We start from the raw sequence: 22,684 nt of genomic DNA on the forward strand, positions 1-22,684 counted from the left end.
CTGCGGCAGACCTGGTTCATCCGCCTCTTCCGACCCGCATAATGAGGGGAGACATCGGATGTCTGATTCCAGTCCGGATCCAGGAGGACCGTCATGGCTGTCACCGACGAGGCGATCGAGAAGATCAAGGGAATGATCGTCTCGGGTGCGCTACGGCCCGGCGACCGGCTCCCCAAGGAGAGCGAACTCGCGGCCGAGCTGGGGCTCTCCCGCAACTCCCTGAGGGAGGCGGTGCGCGCCCTGTCGCTGATCCGCATCCTCGATGTGCGGCAGGGCGACGGCACGTATGTGACCAGCCTCGATCCGCAGTTGCTGCTGGAGGCGCTGAGCTTCGTCGTGGACTTCCACCGCGACGACACGGTGCTCGAATTCCTGGCGGTCCGCCGGATCCTGGAACCCGCGGCGACGGCGATGGCGGCCACCCGGATCAGCGAGGCCCAACTGGACGCGCTGAGCTCACAGCTGGACGCCCTGGGCGCGCAGCCCTCGGTGGAGGAGCTGGTCGCCTGCGATCTGGAGTTCCACCGCGGGATCGTGAAGTCCTCCGGGAACTCGGTGCTGTGCTCGCTGCTCGACGGGCTGTCGGGGCCGACGACCCGGGCGCGGGTCTGGCGCGGCCTGACGCAGGAGGACGCGGTGAGCCGCACGCTCCATGAGCACCGGGCGATCGTGGCGGCGCTGCGCGACCGGGACGCGGAGGCCGCGCGGGCGTGGGCGACGGTGCATGTGGCAAGCGTGGAGCAGTGGTTGCGGTCGACGCTTTAGCGTAGGCCGCGGGCCGGACCGGGGCTCCGCCCCGGACCCCGGTCCTCAAACGCCGGACGGGCTGGATTTGCCCCGTCCGGCGTTCGGGAGGCGGGCCTCAGTCCTGCTTCTCGCCACTCGCGAAGCGGGAGATGACCAGGGCGACGATGATGATCGCGCCATTGAGGAACTGGTTCCACAGCGCGGGGACGCCGCCGAGGGTCATCACGTTGACCACCAGTTGGAGCGTCAGTACGCCGGTCAGCGCACCGAACAGGGTGCCGCGGCCGCCCTTGAGGCTGATGCCGCCGATGACCGCGGCGGCGAACACCTGGAAGATCCAGCCGTTGCCCTGCGTCGCCGCGACCGACCCGTAGTGGCCGGTGTAGAGGATGCCCGCGAAGGCCGCCAGCAGACCGCCGATGGCGAGGACGATCCAGGTGACCCGGTCCACCCGGATGCCCGCGGCGCGTGCGGCCTCCGGGTTGCCGCCGATCGCGTACAGCGAACGCCCGTGGCGCAGCCAGGCCAGCGCGGCGCCGCCGACGGCGAACAGCGCCAGGCAGATCCAGACGGCGGCCGGTGCGCCGAACCACTCACTCTTGCCGAGGTAGCGGAAGGACTCCGGTACGTCGGTGATGGACTTGCCCTCGGTGATGCCGATGTGGAGGCCGCGCAGCATGGTGAGCATGCCGAGCGTGGCGATGAAGCCGTTGACCCGCAGTTTCAGCATCAGGAAGCCGTTGACGGCACCGATGGCGAGGCCCACGAGCAGACAGAGCGGGATCGCCGACCAGGTGGGCAGCAGGCCCAGGCCCGCGAAGCGGCCGCCCTCCGTGGGCAGGACGAGCCACATCGCGACGACGGGCGCGATGCCGATCGTCGACTCCAGCGACAGGTCCATCCGCCCGCAGATCAGGATCAGCGCCTGGCCCAGGACCAGCAGGCTGAGCTCGGAGGACTGCTGGACGACGCTGATCAGGTTCTCGGAGGTCAGGAACACCGGCGAGACGATGAACCCGATCACCATCAGCACCAGGATCACCGGTACCAGGGAGAAGTCGCTCCACCGGATCAGCTTCAGCCGGTCCAGCGGGCGCTCGCCCATCGGGGAGCCCTTCGGCCCGCCGTTGATGTCGTCGGCCGCCGCGGGCCGTACCGTACCGGTCATTCCCTTTCCCCCACACCTTCCATGGCGGCGACGAGTTCCCCGTCGGTCCACCCGCTGACGAATGTCGCGACCACGCGCCCGTGGAACAGGGCGAGCACCCGGTCGCAGACCCGCAGATCGTCCAGTTCGTCCGAGACGATCACTGCGGCGTTCCCCTCGTCGGCGACCCGCCGTACCACTCCGAGCAGCGAGTCCTTGGACTTGACGTCCACACCCGCGGTGGGCCGGACCGCCACCAGCACGCTCGGCTTGCGGGCCAGCGCGCGGGCGACCACCACCTTCTGCTGGTTTCCGCCGGAGAGTCCGGAGACCGGCTGCTCCGGTCCCTGTGTCTTGATGTCCAGCGAGGCGATCATGTTCCGTGCGAACTCCCTGGTACGGGAGGGCAGTACGGTCCCCCACGGGCCGAGCTGGTCGGTGACGGTGAGGGTGGCGTTCTCGGCGACGCTGCGTTCGAGGACGAGGCCCTGGTCGTGCCGGTCCTCGGGGATGTAGCCGATCCCGGCGTCCAGGGCGTGCGGCACGCTGCCGGAGCGCACGGCCCTGCCGTGGACAAATACCGTGCCGCTGCCCGCCTTGCGCATTCCGGCCAGGGTCTCGCCCAGGGCCGTGTTTCCGCTGGCCGCGGAGCCGGCCAGGCCGAGCACCTCGCCGGGCCGGACGTCCAGGTCCAGGGGTTCGAACTGACCCTGGATGGTGAGGCGTTCGGTACGCAGGACGGGGGCGGCCGAATCGTCCCGTGCCGTCGCACCGGCACCGCTCGCGTGCCAGGCAGTGGCGCCGGCGGACTGTTCGCCGGTCATCGCCGCCACCAGTTCCGCCTTGGCGACGTCGGCGACCGGGGCGGTGAGCACATGGCGGGCGTCGCGGTAGACGGTGACCGCCGTGCACAGCTCGTACACCTCCTGCAGGTGGTGGGAGATGAACAGGAACGCCACTCCTTGGCTCTGCAGTTCCCGGAGCTTGTCGAAGAGCCGTCCGATGCCGCGGGCGTCGAGCTGCGCGGTCGGTTCGTCCAGGATGATCAGCCGGGCGCCGAAGGACAGCGCCCGGGCGATCTCGACGAACTGCCGCTGCTCGACGGCGAGATCGCGCGCCCGGGCGCCGGGGTCGACCTGGACCCCGTACTCGCCGAGGAGCCCCTCGGCCCGCTTGCGGAGCTTCCCCCAGCTGATCCAGCGGGCGTTGTCGTCGAAGCGGTTGAGGAAGAGGTTCTCGGCGACGGTCAGATCGGGGACGACCATCGATTTCTGGTAGACGCAGGCGACCTTCGACTGCCATGCCGTGGTGTCCCCGAAGCCGGGCGCGGGCTCCCCGCCGAAGGCGACCGTGCCCGCGTCCGCCTTGTGGAGCCCGGTCAGGACACTGACCAGCGTCGACTTGCCCGCGCCGTTGCGCCCGACGAGGGCGTGGGACTCACCGGGCCGCACGGTGAGCTTCACCCCGTCGAGCGCCACGGTCGGCCCGAAGCGTTTGACGATGCCCGCCGCCTCTACGGCGGGTGGTGCCTTTTCCATCAGACCCCTTCTCAGCGAAGCGCTGTCGTAATGTCGGTGCCCTGCCCCCGGGCAGCGGTCAGGGCTTGGCCGCGTCTCGGTTCCTCGGAGCCGAGAGGGAAGCCCTCTCGGTAACGGGAGTCAGGAGTCACGCCTAGCTCTTCTTCTCCAGCTGATTGGCCCACAGCTTCGGGTCGTCCACGTTGTCCTTGGTCACCAGGGGAGCGGGGAGCTGGTCCTCGAGGCCGTTCGGGATCTTGATGATGGTGGAGTCGTGGTCGGTGGGGCCTTCCTTGAAGGTCTTGCCGTCCAGGGCCGCCTTCGCGTAGTACAGCGCGTACTTCGCGTACAGGTCGGCGGGCTGGGAGATCGTCGCGTCGATCTTCCCGGCCTTGATGGCGTCGAACTCCTCCGGGATGCCGTCGTTGGAGATGATCGTGATGTGGCCCGGCGTACCGGCCGGCTTCAGCAGCTTCTTCTGCTCCAGGAGCGCGAGGGTGGGCTGCAGGAAGACGCCGCCCGCCTGCATGTAGATGCCGTTGATGTCGGGGTTGGCGGCCAGGGTGGCCTGGAGCTTGGCGGAGGCGACGTCGCCCTTCCAGTCGGTGGCCAGCTCGAAGACCTTGATGCCGGGGAAGTCCTTGTCCATGCAGGACTTGAACGCCTCGGACCGGTCACGGCCGTTGATCGAGGCGAGATCGCCCTGGAACTCGACGACCTTGCCCTTGCCCTTCAGCTGCTCGCCGAGATACTTGCAGGCGTTGGTCCCGTACGCCTTGTTGTCGGCCCGCACCACCATGTAGATGTTGCCCTTGTCGGGGCGGGTGTCGACGCTGATGACGGGGATCTTCTTCTCGTTCAGCGTGTTGAGCGACTCGGCTATCGCACCGGTGTCCTGGGGTGCCATCACGACGGCCTTGGCGCCCTGGTCGGTGAAGGTCTGGACGTTGGCGACCAGCTTGCCGATGTCGTTCTGCGAGTTGGTCAGCGGCAGGGCCTTGACCTCGCCCGCCTTGACCCCCTTCTGCACATAGTTCTGGTACGAGTTCCAGAAGTCGCTGTCGCTGCGCGGCAGGTCGATTCCGACCTTCCCGCCGCCCGCGCCGTCGGCGGAGGACTCGCGGTTGCAGCCCGCAAGGGCAGTGACGGCCAGCAGTACGGCGCAGGCTGCCGCACTCGTCGTACGCACTCTCATTTGGTGTCCCAATCCTTGGTGGAGTACCGGTCGGAGCTCTGGGGGCAGAGCGGCGGTGCGTGGTGCGATTCCCTGGTCAGCCTTCGGCGGGGCGCAGGCGCAGGCCCTGCATTCCGCCGTCGACGGCGAGTGCCGTGCCGGTGACGGAGGCGGCGGCGGGGCTCGCGAGGTAGACGATCGCGGCGGCCACCTCGTCGGCCGAGACCAGCCGCCCGAGCGGCTGGCGGGCGCTCAGCGCGGCCCGTTCGGCGGCCGGGTCGTCGGCCTGTCCGAGGAGCCGGCCGATCCACGGGGTGTCCGCGGTGCCCGGGTTGACGCAGTTGACCCGGATGCCCTCGCGGACGTGGTCGGCGGCCATCGCGAGGGTGAGGGAGAGGACCGCGCCCTTGCTCGCGCTGTACAGGGCGCGCTGCGGCAGTCCGGCCGTCGCGGCGATCGAGCAGGTCTGGGTGATCGAGACGGCACCGGGGCGTTCGGCCGCCGCGCGCCGCAGATGGGGCAGGGCGTGCCGGGCGGTGCGGACCATGCCGAGAACGTTGATGTCCAGGACCCGGTTCCACTCCTCGTCGGCGTTGTCCTCGACGGTGCCGATGGAACCGATGCCCGCGTTGGACACGACGGTGTGCAGGCCGCCGAGTTCGCCGGCGGCCCGGTCGACCGCCTCGCGCACGGCGTGGTCGTCGGTGACGTCCGCCTTGACGGCCAGGACGCCCGTGGGGACGCCCGCGGTCTCCCGGTCGAGCACGGCCACCTGGGCGCCGCGCGCCAGCAACTGGTTCGCGACGGCGGCGCCGATGCCGGAGGCGCCGCCCGTCACCAGGGCGTTCATCCCCTCGAAGTCGCGTGTGCCGGTCATCAGTTGGCCTCCTCGGTGGTGCGGCGGGCCTGCCATACGGGACCCTCCGGGTAGCGGTGTGCGGCGATCGACTCGGGGAGCATCCGGGCGGAGAAGCCCGGTGAATCCGGCGCGGCGTAACGGCCGTTCTCGATCACGGTGGGGTCGGCGAAGTGTTCGTGGAGATGGTCGACGTACTCGATCACGCGGTTCTCCAAGCTTCCGGAGACCGCCACATAGTCGAACATCGACAGGTGTTGCACCAGCTCGCACAGCCCGACTCCGCCCGCGTGCGGGCAGACCGGTACGCCGTACTTGGCGGCGAGCAGCAGGATCGCCAGGTTCTCGTTGACGCCCGCGACCCGGGCCGCGTCGATCTGGACGAAGTCGACGGCTCCGGCCTGCAGCAGCTGCTTGAACACGACCCGGTTGGCGACGTGTTCACCGGTGGCGACCTTGACCGGCTGCCCGGCGCGGACGGCCGCGTGGCCGAGGATGTCGTCGGGGCTGGTCGGCTCCTCGATCCAGTGCGGGTCGAACGGCGCGAGCGCGGTCATCCACTCCACCGCGTCGGCGACGTCCCAGCGCTGGTTGGCGTCGACGGCGATCCGGACGTCCGGCCCGACGGCCTCTCGGGCCAGCGCGAGTCTGCGGACGTCGTCGCGGAGGTCGCCGCCGACCTTCAGTTTGATCTGGGTGAAGCCGTCGGCGACGGCCTCCTTCGCCAGCCGGACCAGCTTGTCGTCGGTGTATCCCAGCCAGCCCGGCGAGGTGGTGTACGCGGGGTAGCCCTCGGCCCGCAGCCGCTCGGCGCGCTCGGCCCGTCCCGGTTCGGCGGCCCGCAGGATCGCGAGGGCCTCGTCGGGGGTGAGGGCGTCGGTGAGATAGCGGAAGTCGACGAGCGAGACGAGCTCCTCGGGCGTCATCTCGGCGAGGAACTGCCAGACGGGCCTGCCCGCCTGCTTCGCCGCCAGGTCCCAGGCCGCGTTGACGACCGCGCCGGCCGCCATGTGCATCACGCCCTTCTCGGGGCCGAGCCAGCGCAGTTGGGAGTCATGGGTGAGCTCGCGGTGCAGTGCGGCGAGGTCGGCCGCGGTACGGGGCGCCGGGCGCCCCACGACGTACGGGCGCAGCGTCTCGATGGCGGCGGCCATCACCTCGTTGCCGCGGCCGATGGTGAAACAGAAGCCATGTCCCTCGATGACGGCACCCTCGTCGAGGGGTTCGGTGCGCAGGACGACGTAGGCGGCCGAGTAGTCGGGATCGAGGTTCATGGCGTCCGAGCCGTCCAGTTGTTCCGAGGTCGGAAAACGGATGTCGTGAACCTCGAAATCCGTGACGGTCTGACTCATGTGCGCCCCCAGGGGAATAACATCGGACCTCTGCTCTGGTCATCCGATGTATAGCCTCATGAAGGCCCTAACGTCCAGAGTCGGAGCCAAATTGACGGACACAGCTCGGATGTATTCAGAGAATGATGCCCTGATTCGACCGATGATGCACCCCCGTGGCACAGGTTCACCCGGCTGTGCACAGGGGCTGCGGAGGGAGTGGCCGGAAGCCGTAAGGTTGGTGCGTACGCAAGGGAACTTCGGAAGGAGGCCTGGGTGATCGAGCTCGAGGGGGTTCCCGAGCTGATCGACCCGGTCATGGTGGCCGCGTTCGAGGGATGGAACGACGCAGGTGACGCCGCCTCCACGGCGGTCGCGCATCTGGACCGGGAGTGGAAGGGCGAGGTGTTCGCGGCGCTGGACGCCGAGGACTACTACGACTTCCAGGTCAACCGGCCGACGGTCTGGCTGGACGGCGGGGTGCGCAAGATCACCTGGCCGACCACCCGGCTCTCCGTGGTCCGCGTCGGCGGGGAGAAGCCCCGTGACCTCGTCCTGGTCCGCGGTATCGAACCGTCCATGCGCTGGCGCTCGTTCTGTAACGAGATCCTGGCCTTCGCCCATGAGCTGGGCGTGGAGATGGTGGTGATCCTGGGCGCGCTGCTCGGCGACACCCCGCACACCCGCCCGGTACCGGTCAGCGGAGTCACCTCCGACCCGGATCTGGCGCGGACCATGGACCTGGAGGAGACCAGGTACGAGGGTCCGACGGGCATCGTCGGCATCCTCCAGGAGGCCTGCACGCACGCGGGCGTGCCCGCGGTGAGTCTGTGGGCGGCGGTGCCGCACTACGTGTCGCAGCCGCCCAACCCGAAGGCCACTCTCGCGCTGCTCAACCGCCTGGAGGACCTCATCGGTCTGCGCATCCCGCTGGGCGAACTGCCCGAGGACGCCCGCGCCTGGCAGCTCGGCGTGGACCAACTGGCCGCCGAGGACAGCGAAGTGGCGGAGTATGTGCAGACGCTGGAGGAGGCACGGGACACCGCGGAGCTTCCCGAGGCGAGCGGCGAGGCCATCGCCCGGGAGTTCGAGCGCTATCTGCGCCGCAGGGACGTCGGTCCGGGCCAGGGGCCCGGCGGGCATGCGACGGAGAGCGGCGACGCCTCGTATCTGCGCGACACCTCCAGCGGCCGCACGCGTCCGCCGAAGCCGCTCCGGCCGGAGCCCGGCGGCGAGACGGGCCCCGGCCGGCCGTCGCCGGCCGGCAAGGAGAACGAGGACGGCGCAGACGGCCACGACGGGGACGACGGCCCCCAGGATTCATCGGAGGACTCCTCGGAGGGCTGATACGGCCGGTGGAGCGCCGGGCGGGAGGTACGCACGCACCCGCCCGGCGCTCCTGTGCTGTCCGGGTCGTTCACGAACGTCCGGACGGTTCCGGGGTATCCGGGTCCGTCAGGAGCAGGTGAATCGCGCCGCGGCCCAGTCCCCGTGGTCACCGGTCTTGGACCCATTGGTGTCCGTGACCTTCAGGTGCACATGGCGCGCCCCGTCGAGCCGCACGTCGACCGGTACGGTCGCGGACGCCCCCGTCACCTTCGGCGAGGTCCACAGCACCTTGCCGTCCGCCTCGACGGAGAACGCGACTTCGCCGTAGCCGTTGATCTCGTCGTCGATCCCGACGTCGGCGGTGAACTTCGAGCAGCGTCCGCCGAGATAGACCTCGATGTCGGAGTCGGCGTGGACGCCGATCCCCTTCTCGTACACCTTCCCCGCCAGCGTGAGGGGGTGTCCGTCGGTGGCGCCCGACTCGCCGTTGCTGCGGTCGCGTTCGGCGGGCCCGTAGCCGTTCACCGACTTCAGCCACACCAGATCGCTCGCCCAGGCCTCACCGGTGGGCGGCGGTGGCATCACCGCGGCGGCGAACCGCTGGGCGGTGGTCCGGGATTCGCCGGCCGACCGGTAGCGGGCGAGCGCGGTGATCCTCGCCTCCCCCGCCGCGGCGTCCTTCGCCGGGGTGACGGACACCTCGACCCGCCGGGTGGTGCCCGCCGGGATCCGGTCCACGGTCGCGACCGGTGCGACCTGCCAGCCGTCGGGCACGGCCAGGGTGACCGCGGCGTCCGTCACATCGGTGCTGCCCGCGGTGACATCGACGGCGACGGTGCCTTCGGCCCCGGCACCGAGCTCCTGCCCGGCGGGCGCGGAGACGACGGCCGTCGCGGCGGCGTTCCTGCCGCCGACCGCGCTCGTCCCCTTCAGCTTCACGGAGAACTGCTTGTCGGTGGAGAGCGGCGCCGTCTTGATCTTCACGACACCACCGCGGTCGTCCCGGTCGTACCACCAGCCCTGCTGCGCGCTCTTGTACGCGTCCGCGGAAGCCAGCCGGGGCAGCTTGCCGTCGAGCTCGACCGCGCCCGGTGCGGAGCCGGTGTGCACGCTGAACTCGTACGGGCGGGTGCTCTGCTTGCCGGTGAACTCCCCCTTGCTCGCACCGATCCGCACGGTGACGTCGCCCGCGCCCCGGACCGGCGCGTCCACGTCGGCGGTCTGGGTGGCGTACTTGCCGTCGCGGTGCTGCCGGGTGACGCCGTCGTCCTCGTACAGCGTGAACGACGAGGAGCCCTGCGGGTAGATGTCCCAGACGAGCGGGGAGTCGGCGGTGCGGTCCTTGTACGAGCGGATGCCCGGCCACATCGGCACGCTGGCACCCCCCTTGACGAACAGCGGCAGGGTGTCGAGCGGGGCGCTGTAGTGGTCGACGATGGTCGGGCCCTCGTATGTGCGACCGCTCCAGTAGTCGGTCCAGGTGCCCTTCGGCAGATAGATGCCGTTGCGCTCGGTGGTGTCCTGGTAGACGGGTGCGACGAGGAAGTCCTCGCCGGACATGAACTCGTACTTCGCCGCGTCCGTCGCCGCCTTCGGGTCGTCCGGGAATTCGAGGGCCAGGGGCCGGACCATGCCGACGCCGGTCTTCGTCGCCTCGTGCGCGTAGGAGTACTGGTAGGGCAGCAGCGACTCCTTGAGCTTGAGGTAGTCGCGGTTGATGGAGGTGTACGGCTCCCCGTACCGGTAGGGCTGCTTGTCGCTGGCCGCCCAGCCGTCCATGGTCATCGTGGTCCCCAGGAACATCTTCCACTGGAGGTCACGGGTGTACGTCTTGGCGCTGCCGCCGAAGATGCCGTCGACATCGCCGGTGGTGTACGCGAGACCGGACATCGTGGCGCCCGCGTAGGTCGGGATCTGCCAGCGGATGTAGTCCCAGGTGCCGTACTGGTCGCCGGACCACTGGACGCCGCAGCGCTGCGCCCCCGACCAGCTCTCAGGAGCATATGTGAAGCCGCGGGCGTCGCTGTTGTCCTCGATGCCCTTGTACGCGTCCTTGCAGCCGTCGAGAGCGAACTTGTAGCCCGAGCCGACCCACGCGACGTCGAGCTTGGCCACCCGCTGACCTGCCTTGACCTGGTCGGCGATCTTGTCGATGCCGTCCTGGGTCCACAGGCCGAGCTGCATGTCGCGGTCCTGGAGGCCCTTGGCGGTCTCGGCGAGGTCCTCGTATCCGCAGCCGTATCCGTCGTTGACGAGCATCCAGCCGTTGGGCATGTCGTGCTCGACGTAGCCGTCGGCGATCTTCAGGGAGTCCAGGGTGCGGCGCTCGCCGCGGTTGGCGTTGTGGAGGTAGCAGTCGGCGTCGCCGATCTCCATCCCGTACACGGGCGGCAGGAAGGGCTTGCCGGTGAGCTTCGTGTACTGCCCGATGACGTCCTTGGCGCTGTCGCCCGCGAAGTAGTAGGCGTCGAAGCGCTTTTCCTTCGCGCTGGTGGTCACCGGGTCGGTGAAGGCATAGGTGTTCGGCGCGTAGGTGTTGCGGAAGACGCCGTAGCCCGCCGAGGAGAGGTAGAACGGCACCGAGTTGGGGTGGCCGCCGTCGTCCCAGTTGTAGTCGACGCCGACCTCGACGGTCTTGTCGCGGTGCGAGGTGTTGCCGCGGCCGTTCTGCATGCCGGCGCCGTAGAACTGCTCGTCGGCGCCGCGAGCCAGGGTCTGGGTGGTCTGCTTCCCGTCCCAGCTCAGCCCCTTGGCCTCGGACCAGACCTCGGTGCCGTCGGCCCGGTACAGCGCGAAGCGCAGGGGCGACTTGTAGGCGCGCAGGGTGATGCTGCCGGTGGAGAGTTCGTAGCGGTCGGCCCGCTCCTTCCACCGGGTGTGCGGCGGTGTGCCCTGTGGCAGCACCATGTCGTCGCCTGCCGGGTCAATGAACGTACCGTCCGGGGCGAGTTCGATACGGAACGTCTCGGCGGAGACGAAGCTGACGCGGGCCTCGGCGGTGCCTGCCCGCAGCTGGTAGACGGGTCCGTCGGCGGAGAAGCCGGTGAGGTCGCCGACCGTGGTGGGGGCCGGTTCGGCGGCGCCCGCCTGACCGGCACCGGGCCCCGCGAAGACGGCGATCAGCCCGAACAAGGCTGCAACTGCCGCCGCTCTGATGCGCGTTGATGATTGCATAGAGCGCTTTTAGCGCAGCATCGAGCACTTGACCACGGACAAAACGGAACCGGCCCTGAACTTCGTCGAGAAGTCCAAGGCCGGCTCGTGGAAGGGCGATCCGCGCGCTGTCGTCGCGCGGCGGTTGCGGGCGACGCTACAGAGCGACGCCCAGCAGCGCGTCGACGGTGCGCGAGACGAGGCCGGGCGCGCCCTCGTCCGTACCGCCCTCGGCGTTCTGACGCTCGGCCCAGCGGTCCACGGCGGCCAGCGCGGCCGGTGCGTCCAGGTCGTCGGCGAGGGCCTCGCGGACCTCCTCCACCAGGGCCTCGGCGGGCAGTCCGTCGGGCCGGGAGACGGCGGAACGCCAGCGTCCGAGCCGCTCGACGGCATCGGCGAGCACCTGGTCGGTCCACTCCCAGTCGGACCGGTAGTGGTGCGAGAGCAGGGCGAGCCGGATCGCCGCCGGGTCCACGCCGTCGTGGCGGAGCTTCGACACGAAGACCAGGTTGCCCCTGGACTTGGACATCTTCTCGCCGTCCAGGGCGACCATTCCGGCGTGTACGTACGCCTGCGCGAACGGGTACTCGCCGGTCAGCACCTGGGCGTGCGAGGCGCCCATCTCGTGGTGCGGGAAGGCGAGGTCGGACCCGCCTCCCTGGACGTCGAAGCCCATGCCGAGGTGGTCCAGGGCGATCGCGACGCACTCGATGTGCCAGCCCGGGCGGCCGGGGCCAAGGGAGGCCCCGTCCCAGCTCGGCTCGCCCTCACGGGCGGCCATCCAGAGCATCGGGTCGAGCGGGTTCTTCTTGCCGGGGCGCTCCGGGTCGCCGCCGCGCTCGGCGGAGAGCAGCCGCATCGCCTTGGCGTCGAGGTTGGAGACCCCGCCGAAGTGCGGGTCGGTCTCGACGGAGAAGTAGACGTCCCCGTCGAGCTCGTAGGCGGCGCCGGCGTCCCGGAGCCGTTCGACGAGCGGGACGATGCCCGGTATCGCCTCCACGGCGCCGATGTAGTGCTTCGGCGGGAGCATGCGCAGGGCAGTCATGTCCTCGCGGAACAGAGCCGTCTCGCGCTCGGCGAGCTCGGTCCAGTCCTGACCGTCGCGCACGGCCCGCTCCAGCAGCGGATCGTCCACGTCGGTCACGTTCTGGACATAGTGGACCTGCCGCTTGGTGTCGAGCCACACGCGCTGGACGAGGTCGAACGCGTTGTAGGTCGCCGCATGACCCATGTGGGTCGCGTCGTACGGCGTGATGCCGCAGACGTAGATACGGGCGACGGGACCGGGGTCAAGAGTGATCCGTCCGCCGGTCGCGGTGTCGTGGATCCGAAGGTCGCGGCCCTTGCCAGGCAGGGCGGGGACCTCAGAAGCGGGCCAGGCATGCATGTCACGAGCGTAACCGGATGCATGTTCCGGATACGAACCGGATACCGGATCTTGGCCGAAGAGGCCGTCTTGCGCAACGTGGGTTCATCGGCTCCGGTACGGGGCAGGGCCCCCGTGCCCCGCCCCTCGGTCGCCGGAGTGGCTCGATTTCGTCACACCGGTGGCCAGGGGATCGACGGCCACTCGCCGCTCGGCTCCGGGTGCCGGCCCGAGGCCCTCAGCGCCGCCACGCGCCCCCGCAACGCCTCGATCTCGGCCGCGGTGATCAACTCGGCCAGCCGGGTGACGAGGGAGGTCCCCGGCGCCAACTCCGCGTCCAGCCGGTCCACGACCTCGACGGCCTCGGCCGTCAGCGGCTCCCCCGCCCATCCCCACAGCAGCGTGCGCAGCTTGTCCTCGGCGTTGAAGGTCACACCGTGGTCGATGCCGTAGAGCCGGCCGCCGGGCGCGGGCAGCAGATGGCCGCCCTTTCGGTCACCGTTGTTGATCACGGCGTCGAGGACCGCGAGCCGCCGCAGCCGCGGATCGTCCGCGTGCACCAGCAGGGCCGTCCGCCCCTCCCCCACCTCGGCCAGGGCGACGGCCTTCCAGCCCTCCCCCGGCTCCTCGTCCTCGACGAGCGCGAGGAGCGGCGGCAGGCCGTCCGGGGAGGACTCGTCGCCCTGGGGCGCCGCCTCGATCCACAGCTGGCACATGCCCTCGCCGTATGGACCGTCCCGCAGCACGGTGGGCGGTATGAGCCCCCAACCGGTCGCCTCGGAGATCTCGTACGCGGCCACCTCGCGCCGGGCGAGCGTGCCGTCGGGGAAGTCCCACAGGGGCCGTTCCCCGGCCACGGGCTTGTAGACGCACGTCACCTCGTCGCCGTCGTGGGCGACCGTGCAGTAGAGCACCGCGTTGGACGCCCCGCGGACCTGACCGCGGACGGTGAGCCGGCCCTCGGCGAGCACCATGACCAGTTCGGTGCCGGTCAGGCTCCGCGACGGTATCCGTTCTGGCGCGGGCATACGTGTCCTTCCGGGTCGAGCGGCAGGCTGCACAGCGGGCACGGCGGGCGCCCGGCGTTCACGACGTCCAGGGCGCGCTTGGCGAAGGCCCGGGCCTGCGCCCCGCTGAGGCGGACGCGGAGCATCGGCGGGCCGTTCTCCTCGTCCTGGAGCAGCCGCTCCTCGGCCTCCGCGAGGTCCTCGTCGGATTCCACGTCCAGCTCGACGAGTGCCTGCGCCTCGACGATCATGCGCTGTTCCTCGCCGTCCCAGGCGAGCGCCATCGTGCCGACCCGGAACTCCTCCTCGACGGGCACGGCCAGGGGCGCGGTGTCGGTGACGTCCATGGGCGCCACGGCGGGCACCGGAGAGTTCCCGCCGGTCCGCCGCACCACCTCGTCGAGCAGTTCGTCGATGCGCTCGGCGAGCGCGGCGACCTGAGTCTTCTCCAGGGCCACGCTGGTGACGCGTCCGCCTGAGGATGCCTGCAGGAAGAACGTACGACGTCCAGGCAACCCGACCGTACCGGCCACGAAGCGGTCCGGGGGGTCGTAGAGGAACACCTGACGGGACACGTCCTGTCTCCCTTGAAAATTGACGGCAGATGAGGGGCGGCGGCGCTCCTGGGGGTTACCCCGGGAAGGGCGCCTACGGCGCGTCCACCCTACTGCGCGGAGCGATCACGGCGCCCCAGCGCCGCCACCGACCGCCGCGTCCGCATCGGTGTCCGCCGCCGGGCGCCGGTCCAAGGCCGCCTCGGCGGTGTGCTCGCGCGGCGCCAGCGAGGCCAGGTCGCCGGTGTCGCCGAGCCGCAGCAGGAAGGGCCGCAGCCGGGTGTAGCGGATCGCGGTGACCGAACAGGGGTCGGCGTGGATCCGCTGGAAGAGGTCGAGATGGAGGCCGAGCGCGTCGGCGACGAGGGCCTTGATGATGTCGCCGTGGGAGCACATCACGTAGGCGGCTTCGTCACCGTACTCGGCCTCGATCCGCGCGTTCCAGTCCCGCACGGCGTCGACGGCGCGCGCCTGCATGGCGCGCAGGGACTCACCGCTGGGGAACGCCGCGGCCGACGGATGCTGTTGCACGACGCTCATCAGCGGCTCGTCGGTGAGTTCGGCGAGCTTGCGTCCCGACCAGTCGCCGTAGTCGCACTCGTTGATCCGCTCCTCGGTGTGCAGCACCAGCTCCGGCCGCGCGTCGAGCAGGGGCCGCAGGGTCTCCCGGCAGCGCTGCAGGGGGCTGCTGACGGTGGCGGCCAGCGGCAGTGCGGCCAGCCGTCCGGGCAGCGCCGCGGCCTGGGCGGCGCCGCGCTCGTCGAGCGCGACACCGGGCGTCCGGCCCGCGAGCACCCCGGCCGTGTTGGCGGTGGAGCGTCCATGGCGTACGAGGATCAGGGTGGGCATACGGGCCAGCGTAGGCCGCGGCCGGCGGTGAGGTGCGCCGGGGAGCGGGGCAGGGAAGAATGCGCGCCGTGATTGTGGACTGTGCGATCTACCGGGACGGGCGTCGTACCGAAGGCCCCGCCGATCTTTCCGATGCCCTCGCGGAGGCACGGGCGACCGGGGACGCGTTTCTCTGGCTCGGCCTGTACGAGCCGACGGAGCAGGAGGTCGACCGCGTCAGCAGCGAGTTCGGACTCCATCCACTGGCGGTGGAGGACGCCCTGAGCGCGCACCAGCGGCCCAAGCTGGAGGTCTACGACGACTCGCTCTTCGCGGTCATCAAGCCGGTGGTGTACGAGCACCTGAGCGACACCGTCACCACCGACGAGCTGATGGCCTTCATCGGCGATTCCTTCGTCGTGACGGTCCGGCACGGGGAGGGCGCGCCGCTCGCCGCGGTACGCCGCCGCCTGGAGTCGGAGCCGAAGGTTCTCAAGCACGGGCCGACCGCGGTGCTGTACGCGATCAGCGACGCCGTGGTCGACCACTACATCGAGGTGGCGGGCGAGCTCCAGGCCGACCTGGAGGAGCTGGAGACCGAGGTGTTCGCGCCGACCGGCACCACGGACACCAAGAACACCGCGGCCCGCATCTACACCTTCAAGCGGCAGCTCCTGGAGTTCCGCCGGGCCGCCGGGCCGCTGAGCGCCCCCATGGCCCGTCTGGCGAGCGCGGAAGTGCCGTTCGTCCCCGAGCACTCGCAGCCGTTCTTCCGCGACGTGAGCGACCATCTGACGCGTGCCAACGAGTATGTGGACGGGCTCGACCGGCTGCTCTCCGACATCCTCGCGGCGCATCTGGCCCAGGTGGGCGTGCGGCAGAACGACGACATGCGCAAGATCTCGGCCTGGGCGGCGATGGCCGCCGTACCGACGATGGTGGCGGGGATCTACGGCATGAACTTCAAGCACATGCCGGAACTCGGCTGGGTGTGGGCCTATCCGGTGGTGATCGTGCTGATGGGTTCCGTGGTGTTCGGCCTGTACCGGCAGTTCAAGCGGCGCGGCTGGCTCTGACGGCCGGTCCGCCGCGGCGCCCGGATCAGGCGAACTCGGCCGCCTGCGCGGCGGGACCGCCCAGTGCGTCGCGCCGCTCGGGCAGCTCCAGGCTCACCATGCGCCGCCACCCCACCAGCCGTTCGTACGCGTAGATCCCGTGGATCCCCGCGGCCAGCACCGCCGCCTTGGCCCGGGGCCAGCCGAGGATGCGGCCCATGTGGTCCATCACGGCGAGGCTGACGTCGCGGTACACCCGGATCTCGGCGAGCGCGCACTCGCGCAGGATGCGCTGGATCGTACGGCCGTGTCCGACGCGGGCGAGCCGGAGCAACTCCTCGTGGCAGTACGCCAGGTGGTTGTCCTCGTCGTTCGAGATCATCCGCACCGCGCGGCCGAGGTCGGGGTGGTCGGCGAAGTGCTTGCGCAGCAGCGTCATCTGCTCGGAGGCACGCTGTTCGGTGACCCTGCTGTGCGCGAGGTAGGTGATGATGTCGTGCTCGGAGAGCGGCTCCTGGCGCCCCAGCCGCTCATGGGCGAGGCCGATGCCGTGCTTCTCCAGCAGCATCGTGTAGTCGGTCTCGTGCGGAACCTCGACCGGCTGCAGCCCGCGCTTCTTCAGCAGCGCGTGGAAGATCCGGCCGTGCTTGTCCTCGTCCGCGCCGTGCCGCGTGATCTTGGGCGCCAGGGCGCGCCGGCTCTCGGGCACGAGGGCCGCGATATGGCCGTTCTCCCAGCCCCCCTGGGACTCCCCGCTCGCCGCGATGGAACAGAACAGCCGGAACGACTCGTCTTCGTCGAGAATCTCCTGGAACAGGTTCCTTGCCGAGAGCATCACTGCCACCTCCGTACCGGCATCCGCCCATCGACAGTCAAATGCGACACGCCCACCCGGGCAACAGGAACGCCCCCCGGCTACGCCGGACGGGCCGTGACCCCGGTGGCCCCGCGCCGATCGGCGTAACCCCGTGCCCCCGAAAGCGTTGTTACGCGTAACAGCCGTGGCGGGGAGCCCCCGAGCCCCCACCACGGCCGTAGTGCTCTCCCGGAACCCTCGGTCCGCGCTACGCGAGCCCGGACCGCTCCAGCGCCTCCGTGCCGGCCCGCAGAGCCGTGATCCGCTCGTCGAGCGTGAACCCGGCCGGAGCCAGGGTCAGCGTCGTGACTCCCGCCGCGGCGTACGCCTGCATCCGCTCGGCGATCCGCTCGACCGGGCCGAGCAGCGTGGTCTGGTCGATCAGCTGGTGCGGGACGGCGGCGGCGGCGCCGCTCTTGTCGCCGGACAGGTACTTGTCCTGGATCTCGGCGGCTTCCTTCTCGTAGCCCATGCGCTGCGCGAGCTGGTTGTAGAAGTTCTGCTTGCGGCTGCCCATGCCGCCCACGTAAAGCGCGGTGTACGGACGGAACATGTCGGCAAGGCCGTTGACGTCGTCACCGACGGCGAGCGGCAGGGTCGGGCAGACGTCGAAGCCCTCCATGGTCTTCCCGGCCTTCTCGCGGCCCGCCCGCAGGTACGTCACGGCGGTGTCCTCGAGGTGCTCCGCCGAGGGGAAGATCAGCAGCGCGCCGTCGGCGATCTCGCCGGTCTGTTCCAGGTTCTTCGGGCCGATCGCGGCGATGTAGAGCGGAATGTGCTCGCGCTGCGGGTGGACTGTGAGCTTGATGGGCTTGCCCGGGCCGTCCGGCAGCGGGAGCGTCCAGTGCTGCCCCTCGTACGACAGCCGCTCACGGGACATCGCCCTGCGGACGATCTCGACGTACTCCCGGGTGCGGGCCAGCGGCTTGTCGAACTTGACGCCGTACCAGCCCTCGGAGACCTGCGGCCCCGACACGCCGAGGCCGAGCCGGAACCGGCCGCCGGAGAGCGAGTCGAGGGTGGCGGCGGTCATCGCCGTCATCGCAGGCTGGCGGGCCGGGATCTGCATGATCGCGGAGCCGACGTCGATGGACTCGGTCCGGGCGGCGACCCAGGCGAGCACCGTCGGCGCGTCGGAGCCGTACGCCTCGGCCGCCCAGCAGACGTCGTATCCGAGCCGGTCGGCCTCCTGGGCGACGGCGAGGTTGTCGCCGTCCATTCCCGCACCCCAGTAACCGAGATTGATGCCGAGCCGCATAGCCGCTCCCCTTACTGATCAGTAACGTTCCGGAGCTCCGGACTCTAGCGCGCGGTGACGGGTTCCGGCAGGGGCGACTTGGTGCCGGGTTGTCCACAGGCTTCCGCCGGGTGGGGTCCCGGCCAGTAATCTCAGCGCCCATGGAGCAGAGGCATCTCGGCCGCACCGGCCTTCGAGTGTCCCGGATCGGGCTCGGCACCCTCACCTGGGGCCGGGACACCGACGAGCACGACGCTGCCGAACAGCTGAAAGCCTTCTGGGAGGCGGGCGGCACGCTGGTCGACACGGCTGATGTGTACGGCGGTGGGGATGCCGAGTATCTGCTCGGACGGCTCACCGAGGGTCTGGTGCCGCGGCAGGATCTGGTCATCGCCACGAAAGCCGGCAGCGTGGCCGACCCGTACCGCCGGTTCAACGGCTCGCGCGGCCATCTGCTGGCCGCGCTGGACGCCTCCCTGGCACGGCTCGGCACGGATTACGTGGACCTGTGGCAGATCCACGCCTTCGACCCGGTGACCCCGCTGGAGGAGACCCTTCAGGCGGTGGACCTGGCGGTCTCCACCGGCCGCGTCCGGTACGCGGGGGTGTCGAACTTCTGCGGCTGGCAGCTGGCCAAGGCGGCGACCTGGCAGCTCGCCTCGCCCGGGGTGCGCACCCGGCTGGCGAGCACCCAGATGGAGTACTCCCTGCTGCAGCGGGGTGTGGAACGCGAGGTGCTGCCGGCCGCGCTCGATCTGGGCGTGGGACTGCTGCCCTCCTCGCCGCTGGGCCGTGGGGTCCTGACCGGGAAGTACCGGACGGGCACTCCGGCGGACTCGCGCGGCGCCTCGGAGCTGCTGGCCCCGTTCGTCGAGCCGTATCTCGACGACCCGGCGAGCCGCATCGTGGACGCGGTGTCCACCGCGGCCGACGGCCTGGCCACGACGCCGCTCCAAGTGGCTCTCGCCTGGGTGCGGGACCGGCCCGGAGTGGTGGCCCCGATCGTCGGTGCGCGCAGCGCGCAGCAGCTCACGGAGGCGTTGTCAGTGGAGGCGCTTAGTCTTCCTGACGAGATCTGCCAGGCGCTCGACGATGTGTCGGCGCCCGTGCACCGCTATCCCGACCAGGACTGGAGCACGCTGTGACTGCGCTTCCCCGGGGGGAAACCCCCGGCTCCCCGGCCGCCGACGACACGGGCGTCGTCGCGGACCCCTCCGCGGCCGTGCCCGCCCCGTCCGCGCCGGACGAGGGGCACGAGGCGGACGAGGGATCACCGGCGGCCGGTGATCCCGTCGATGCCGCGGAGACGGACGGCGACGACCACCGGACCGACGGACCGGCCGCGGCCGATGCCGGGCCCGACGGCACCACCGACGCGACAGCCGCGGCCGACGGCGCCGTGGACGGGGCGGTCGCGGCCGACGGCGCCGTGGACGGGGCGGTCGCGGCCGACGGCGCCGTGGACGGGGCGGTTGCCGACCCCGCCCCGCTCTCCGAGGCGGAGGCCGAGCTGGCCGCCCAGCGTGAGCTCCGGGAACGGATCGAGAAGCGCAAGGCACAGAAGACGGGCCCCATCGCCGCCGGTGCGAAGCTGGGTGGCAGGGCGGCCGATCTGCTGGCGGCCGTGCGGGCCGTGGAGAGCGGTGAGAAGCCCTCCGCAGCGCTCCTCGGCCCGCCCGAACCCGCCGCCCCCCGCCGGGCCGCTCCCGCGCCCGCGCCGGTACGGCCCCGGGAGCCCGAGCCGGCCCCGGCCGCGCAGGGCCCCTCACCGCAGGCCGTGGCAGCGGTGGCCGTCGTACTGGCCGAGGGCGGGGCTCCCGGAGCGCTGGCGGCCCCGGCGGCGGAGGCCCTCGGCGCGCAGGCGGCCGGGGCCCTGCGCGAGGACCCCTGGCAGTTGCTGGCCGTGCCGGGAGTCAGACCGGAGCAGGCCGACGGTTTCGCCCGGGCCCTGCTGGGCGCCGAGTGCGGTCCGGACGACGAGCGGCGGACCTCGGCCCTGGTCGGCTGGCTGCTGGAGCGGGCCGCGCTCCAGGGCCATACGGCGCTGGACGCGACGGCGGTCCGTGCAGCGCTCGCCGAGCGCGCGGTGAGCGACCCCGCCGCGGCCGTCGAGCACGCCGTCGCCGAAGGCGTCGTCCTGGTCTTCCAGGACGGCCGGGAGGACGCGGGCGAGCAGCTCGACGAAGAGCCCGGAGCACCCGCGGAGGCCGGGGAAAGCGCGGAGGACCGGGCCGGGCAGGAACCCGTACCGGCGCTGCTGGGCCTCGACCGGTACGCACTCGCGGAGGAGAGCCTCGCCGACGGGCTGGCCCGGCTGGTCAACGCCTGCGAGAAGGACGCCGACTGGACGGCGGCGGCCACGGCCGCGGGCTCCCCGTCGGCGGCCGAGCTGATCCGTGCGGTCGCGGCCCACGGACTGGTGGCGCACACCGGCGGCGAGGCGGCCAGGGCCGAACCCGCGGCACTGATCAGCGCTGCCCGTGGCCTCGGGCTGCGCGCCCTGGGCGCCGTGCACAGCGTGGACGGCAGGCGCCGGCTGGCCGAGGCGACCGGCGATCCGTCGGCGGCCGTCACCCTCGCCGGGCTGCTCTGCGGCTCGGAGGGTCCGGGGCGGGACGAGGAGGGGGCGATCGCCGTCGACCTGCTCGTCGTGCTGGACGCCCCGCAGCTGGACGTCGAGACCGCCGCGATCCTCGTGGAGTTGCTGAGTGACGGCACCCGGCTGGTGCTCAGCGGCGATCCCGGCGTGCTGGGCTCGGCCGGCGCGGGACGGGTGTTCGCGGATGTGCTGGCGGCCCGCGCCTGTCCGCAGATCGTGTCCCGTACACCCGATCCGGAACCGATCGGCGAACTGGTCTCCGGCATCGGCATCGGAGAGCTGAACCAGGTCGCGGCGCCCGGCAAGGAAGTGGTGATCGTCCCCGTGCGCGACGCGGGCGAGGCGGTGCACCGCACCGTGCAGCTGGTCGCCGACTCGGTGCCGCGCGCCATCGGCGTACCGTCGGCCGACACCCAGGTGATCACCGTCGGCCACGGCGGCCCGGCGGGCACCCGGGCTCTGAACGCGGCACTCAAGGAGCGGATCAACCCCGGTCCGGGGCGGTTCGGCGGCTTCGACCCGGGCGACCGCGTCGTCCATGTCCCAACCCCCGGCAGGACGCTGCCCGGGGTGGTCGTCTCGGCCGACACCGAGGGCCTCCACCTGGACTGCGGGGACACGAAGCTCGTCGTACCCCAGGAGCGGGTGGAGTCGTCCGTACGGCACGGCTGGGCCCTCAGCGCCCATCAGGCCGCCGGTATGCGATGGCCCGCCGTGGTCGTCGTGCTGCCCGGTGACGCCGCGCAGGCGCTGAACCGCCCCTGGGTGTACACCGCCTTCAGCCGCGGCGAGCGGCATCTGTCCGTCGTGCACGGGGTGGATCAGGCGCTCCAGCGCGCGGTCGCCCAGTCCCCAACGCAGGACCGCACGACGCGGCTGCGCACCCTGCTGGAGGCATCGGCCCGCTGACCGGGCCGCACCGTCGGACGGGCTCGGAACGGAGCCCGTCCGACGGACGGATCAGGAGCTGTCCACCACCAGGCCGGCCGGCTGCTCGTCATTTCCGTCCTCGTCGAAGACCGCGCTGACGTCGAAGCGGCAGACCACCAGTTGCGGATCCGCGTCGTCGAACGGTGCGCCGAGCCACTCCCCCGCCTCGGGAAGCTCCTCGGCCGCCGTGACCCAGAGCGTGGAGTCGCCCTCCTCCAGTCCGAACTCCATGTGCCGGGAAGCGATCTCGTCCGGTTCGTACTCGCCGAAGAGCACTCCGAGCGCCGCGTGGAAGCTGGAGCCGACGACCGCGGCGCTCCCGCCGCCGCGGTCGTCCGGATCGAGGTCGGCGATCCGCTGGGCCTGCGCGAGCAGCCTCGGCGGCTCCACCACCGCGTAGTCACGCCGGATGAGGACGCTGAGCGCGTTCGGCTCCTCGGGACCGGCGTACGGCGGCAGGGAGTCCTCCGCACCGGGGATCTCGAAGGGGGTCACCTCGTCGTAGCGGTCGTAGAGCAGTTCGTCGTAGAACTCGGCGGCGGCGGCCAGTGCGTTGAACGCTTCATAGACGGCGGGATCGTCGTCCCCCGTCCGGCGTTCGACCGCCTCGAGGTGATGGTCGAGCGCGGCTTTGATCGCTTCGGCGGCGGCGCGTACCTCGGCAGCGGTGGGCTGCGCAGCATCAGACATGGTGCAGACGCTATCCGTAGACGGGCTCTGCCCGCACAATAGATGCGATGCCGGAATACGAATTTGTCGATGTGTACGTGCCGCGCGGGGTGTCCCGGAAGGAGACGGCCCGCCTGCTGACCGACCATGCCGAGTACGGGCACTGGGAGTTGGACCGGCTGACGCTGCGCCGTGACGGCAGCCGCAGAGTGCGGCTGCGCCGACGGATCATCCGCCAGCTACGGGCCACCTGGTGAGACCGCGGGCCGTCCGGTGAAACGGAACGGGCCCCGCCGTCGCGGGACCCGTTCCCTTCGTCGTGCCTGCGT

General features: G+C 71.1%; 19 protein-coding genes. 6 read left to right on the forward strand and 13 right to left on the reverse strand.

Annotated features, from left to right (window positions below; all coding sequences use genetic code 11):
* The first annotated feature begins 93 nt into the window (after positions 1-93).
* Entirely contained in the window at positions 94-765 is a 672-nt protein-coding gene (locus OH735_RS06825) for a FadR/GntR family transcriptional regulator (protein WP_406380318.1), read from the forward strand.
* Between the two features lie 97 nt (positions 766-862).
* On the opposite strand, the gene OH735_RS06830 is transcribed toward OH735_RS06825, so the two are convergent.
* The 5 genes from OH735_RS06830 to OH735_RS06850 form a co-directional block, all read right to left on the reverse strand.
* The gene (locus OH735_RS06830; RefSeq protein ID WP_406380320.1) at positions 863-1,915 is read right to left on the reverse strand and encodes an ABC transporter permease; all 1,053 of its coding nucleotides are present in this window, start codon (positions 1,913-1,915) and stop codon (positions 863-865) included.
* Positions 1,912-3,432: a sugar ABC transporter ATP-binding protein gene (locus OH735_RS06835; RefSeq protein ID WP_406380322.1), complete on the reverse strand. Its 1,521-nt coding sequence runs from the start codon at positions 3,430-3,432 to the stop codon at positions 1,912-1,914. The genes OH735_RS06830 and OH735_RS06835 overlap by 4 nt, the downstream gene beginning before the upstream one ends.
* Before the next feature lie 133 nt (positions 3,433-3,565).
* Complete coding sequence (locus OH735_RS06840) at positions 3,566-4,606, reverse strand: sugar ABC transporter substrate-binding protein (protein WP_406380324.1); 1,041 nt, start codon at positions 4,604-4,606, stop codon at positions 3,566-3,568.
* 76 nt (positions 4,607-4,682) lie between these two features.
* Positions 4,683-5,462 carry an SDR family NAD(P)-dependent oxidoreductase gene (locus OH735_RS06845; protein ID WP_406380326.1) on the reverse strand — a complete coding sequence of 260 codons (780 nt, stop codon included), beginning with the start codon at positions 5,460-5,462 and terminating at the stop codon, positions 4,683-4,685.
* Positions 5,462-6,793 (reverse strand): L-fuconate dehydratase, encoded by a 1,332-nt coding sequence (locus tag OH735_RS06850; protein ID WP_406380328.1) that lies wholly within the window; start codon positions 6,791-6,793, stop codon positions 5,462-5,464. Before OH735_RS06850 ends, OH735_RS06845 begins: the two co-directional genes overlap by 1 nt.
* Before the next feature lie 255 nt (positions 6,794-7,048).
* Here OH735_RS06850 and OH735_RS06855 point away from each other — a divergent pair, with 255 nt between their 5' ends.
* Entirely contained in the window at positions 7,049-8,119 is a 1,071-nt protein-coding gene (locus OH735_RS06855) for a PAC2 family protein (protein WP_406380330.1), read from the forward strand.
* 108 nt (positions 8,120-8,227) lie between these two features.
* Here the strand turns inward: OH735_RS06855 and OH735_RS06860 are convergent, their stop codons facing one another.
* From OH735_RS06860 to OH735_RS06880, 5 genes are all read right to left on the reverse strand, one after another.
* Complete coding sequence (locus OH735_RS06860; RefSeq protein WP_406380331.1) at positions 8,228-11,275, reverse strand: NPCBM/NEW2 domain-containing protein; 3,048 nt, start codon at positions 11,273-11,275, stop codon at positions 8,228-8,230.
* Between the two features lie 136 nt (positions 11,276-11,411).
* On the reverse strand, positions 11,412-12,641 hold the full coding sequence (gene mshC / locus OH735_RS06865; RefSeq protein ID WP_406380333.1) for a cysteine--1-D-myo-inosityl 2-amino-2-deoxy-alpha-D-glucopyranoside ligase: 1,230 nt from the start codon (positions 12,639-12,641) through the stop codon (positions 11,412-11,414).
* A gap of 152 nt (positions 12,642-12,793) precedes the next feature.
* Positions 12,794-13,648 carry an SCO1664 family protein gene (locus OH735_RS06870; RefSeq protein WP_406380335.1) on the reverse strand — a complete coding sequence of 285 codons (855 nt, stop codon included), beginning with the start codon at positions 13,646-13,648 and terminating at the stop codon, positions 12,794-12,796.
* Entirely contained in the window at positions 13,612-14,202 is a 591-nt protein-coding gene (locus OH735_RS06875) for a DUF3090 domain-containing protein (RefSeq protein WP_406380337.1), read from the reverse strand. The genes OH735_RS06870 and OH735_RS06875 overlap by 37 nt, the downstream gene beginning before the upstream one ends.
* A gap of 105 nt (positions 14,203-14,307) precedes the next feature.
* A complete protein-coding gene (locus tag OH735_RS06880) occupies positions 14,308-15,030 on the reverse strand; it encodes a histidine phosphatase family protein (RefSeq protein WP_406380339.1) in 723 nt (240 codons plus the stop codon).
* A 59-nt stretch (positions 15,031-15,089) separates the two neighbouring features.
* Between OH735_RS06880 and corA the strand changes: the two genes are divergently transcribed.
* On the forward strand, positions 15,090-16,085 hold the full coding sequence (gene corA, locus OH735_RS06885) for a magnesium/cobalt transporter CorA (protein ID WP_406380341.1): 996 nt from the start codon (positions 15,090-15,092) through the stop codon (positions 16,083-16,085).
* Between the two features lie 25 nt (positions 16,086-16,110).
* On the opposite strand, the gene OH735_RS06890 is transcribed toward corA, so the two are convergent.
* On the reverse strand, positions 16,111-16,899 hold the full coding sequence (locus OH735_RS06890; RefSeq protein ID WP_406380343.1) for a ferritin-like domain-containing protein: 789 nt from the start codon (positions 16,897-16,899) through the stop codon (positions 16,111-16,113).
* Positions 16,900-17,128: 229 nt separating this feature from the next.
* Positions 17,129-18,178 carry an LLM class F420-dependent oxidoreductase gene (locus tag OH735_RS06895; protein WP_406380345.1) on the reverse strand — a complete coding sequence of 350 codons (1,050 nt, stop codon included), beginning with the start codon at positions 18,176-18,178 and terminating at the stop codon, positions 17,129-17,131.
* Positions 18,179-18,318: 140 nt separating this feature from the next.
* Here OH735_RS06895 and OH735_RS06900 point away from each other — a divergent pair, with 140 nt between their 5' ends.
* Positions 18,319-19,302 carry an aldo/keto reductase gene (locus OH735_RS06900; RefSeq protein WP_406380347.1) on the forward strand — a complete coding sequence of 328 codons (984 nt, stop codon included), beginning with the start codon at positions 18,319-18,321 and terminating at the stop codon, positions 19,300-19,302.
* The gene (locus tag OH735_RS06905; protein ID WP_406380349.1) at positions 19,299-21,665 is read left to right on the forward strand and encodes a helix-hairpin-helix domain-containing protein; all 2,367 of its coding nucleotides are present in this window, start codon (positions 19,299-19,301) and stop codon (positions 21,663-21,665) included. Before OH735_RS06900 ends, OH735_RS06905 begins: the two co-directional genes overlap by 4 nt.
* Before the next feature lie 51 nt (positions 21,666-21,716).
* Here the strand turns inward: OH735_RS06905 and OH735_RS06910 are convergent, their stop codons facing one another.
* Entirely contained in the window at positions 21,717-22,376 is a 660-nt protein-coding gene (locus OH735_RS06910) for a hypothetical protein (RefSeq protein ID WP_406380350.1), read from the reverse strand.
* Positions 22,377-22,423: 47 nt separating this feature from the next.
* Between OH735_RS06910 and OH735_RS06915 the strand changes: the two genes are divergently transcribed.
* Entirely contained in the window at positions 22,424-22,612 is a 189-nt protein-coding gene (locus OH735_RS06915; RefSeq protein WP_030918345.1) for a DUF5703 family protein, read from the forward strand.
* The last annotated feature ends 72 nt before the right edge of the window (positions 22,613-22,684 follow it).

This window comes from Streptomyces sp. NBC_01618, from assembly GCF_045209435.1.
Lineage (GTDB): Bacteria > Actinomycetota > Actinomycetes > Streptomycetales > Streptomycetaceae > Streptomyces.

What these genes read in the sequence shown, in the direction of transcription:
- corA (WP_406380341.1), top strand. Translation starts at nt 15,090, where the DNA reads ATGCGCGCCGTGATTGTGGACTGTGCGATCTACCGGGACGGGCGTCGT.
- OH735_RS06840 (WP_406380324.1), bottom strand. Translation starts at nt 4,606, where the DNA reads ATGAGAGTGCGTACGACGAGTGCGGCAGCCTGCGCCGTACTGCTGGCC.
- OH735_RS06835 (WP_406380322.1), bottom strand. Translation starts at nt 3,432, where the DNA reads ATGGAAAAGGCACCACCCGCCGTAGAGGCGGCGGGCATCGTCAAACGC.
- OH735_RS06825 (WP_406380318.1), top strand. Translation starts at nt 94, where the DNA reads ATGGCTGTCACCGACGAGGCGATCGAGAAGATCAAGGGAATGATCGTC.
- OH735_RS06830 (WP_406380320.1), bottom strand. Translation starts at nt 1,915, where the DNA reads ATGACCGGTACGGTACGGCCCGCGGCGGCCGACGACATCAACGGCGGG.
- OH735_RS06870 (WP_406380335.1), bottom strand. Translation starts at nt 13,648, where the DNA reads ATGCCCGCGCCAGAACGGATACCGTCGCGGAGCCTGACCGGCACCGAA.
- OH735_RS06910 (WP_406380350.1), bottom strand. Translation starts at nt 22,376, where the DNA reads ATGTCTGATGCTGCGCAGCCCACCGCTGCCGAGGTACGCGCCGCCGCC.
- OH735_RS06880 (WP_406380339.1), bottom strand. Translation starts at nt 15,030, where the DNA reads ATGCCCACCCTGATCCTCGTACGCCATGGACGCTCCACCGCCAACACG.
- mshC (WP_406380333.1), bottom strand. Translation starts at nt 12,641, where the DNA reads ATGCATGCCTGGCCCGCTTCTGAGGTCCCCGCCCTGCCTGGCAAGGGC.
- OH735_RS06900 (WP_406380347.1), top strand. Translation starts at nt 18,319, where the DNA reads ATGGAGCAGAGGCATCTCGGCCGCACCGGCCTTCGAGTGTCCCGGATC.
- OH735_RS06895 (WP_406380345.1), bottom strand. Translation starts at nt 18,178, where the DNA reads ATGCGGCTCGGCATCAATCTCGGTTACTGGGGTGCGGGAATGGACGGC.
- OH735_RS06845 (WP_406380326.1), bottom strand. Translation starts at nt 5,462, where the DNA reads ATGACCGGCACACGCGACTTCGAGGGGATGAACGCCCTGGTGACGGGC.
- OH735_RS06890 (WP_406380343.1), bottom strand. Translation starts at nt 16,899, where the DNA reads ATGCTCTCGGCAAGGAACCTGTTCCAGGAGATTCTCGACGAAGACGAG.
- OH735_RS06860 (WP_406380331.1), bottom strand. Translation starts at nt 11,275, where the DNA reads ATGCAATCATCAACGCGCATCAGAGCGGCGGCAGTTGCAGCCTTGTTC.
- OH735_RS06850 (WP_406380328.1), bottom strand. Translation starts at nt 6,793, where the DNA reads ATGAGTCAGACCGTCACGGATTTCGAGGTTCACGACATCCGTTTTCCG.
- OH735_RS06915 (WP_030918345.1), top strand. Translation starts at nt 22,424, where the DNA reads ATGCCGGAATACGAATTTGTCGATGTGTACGTGCCGCGCGGGGTGTCC.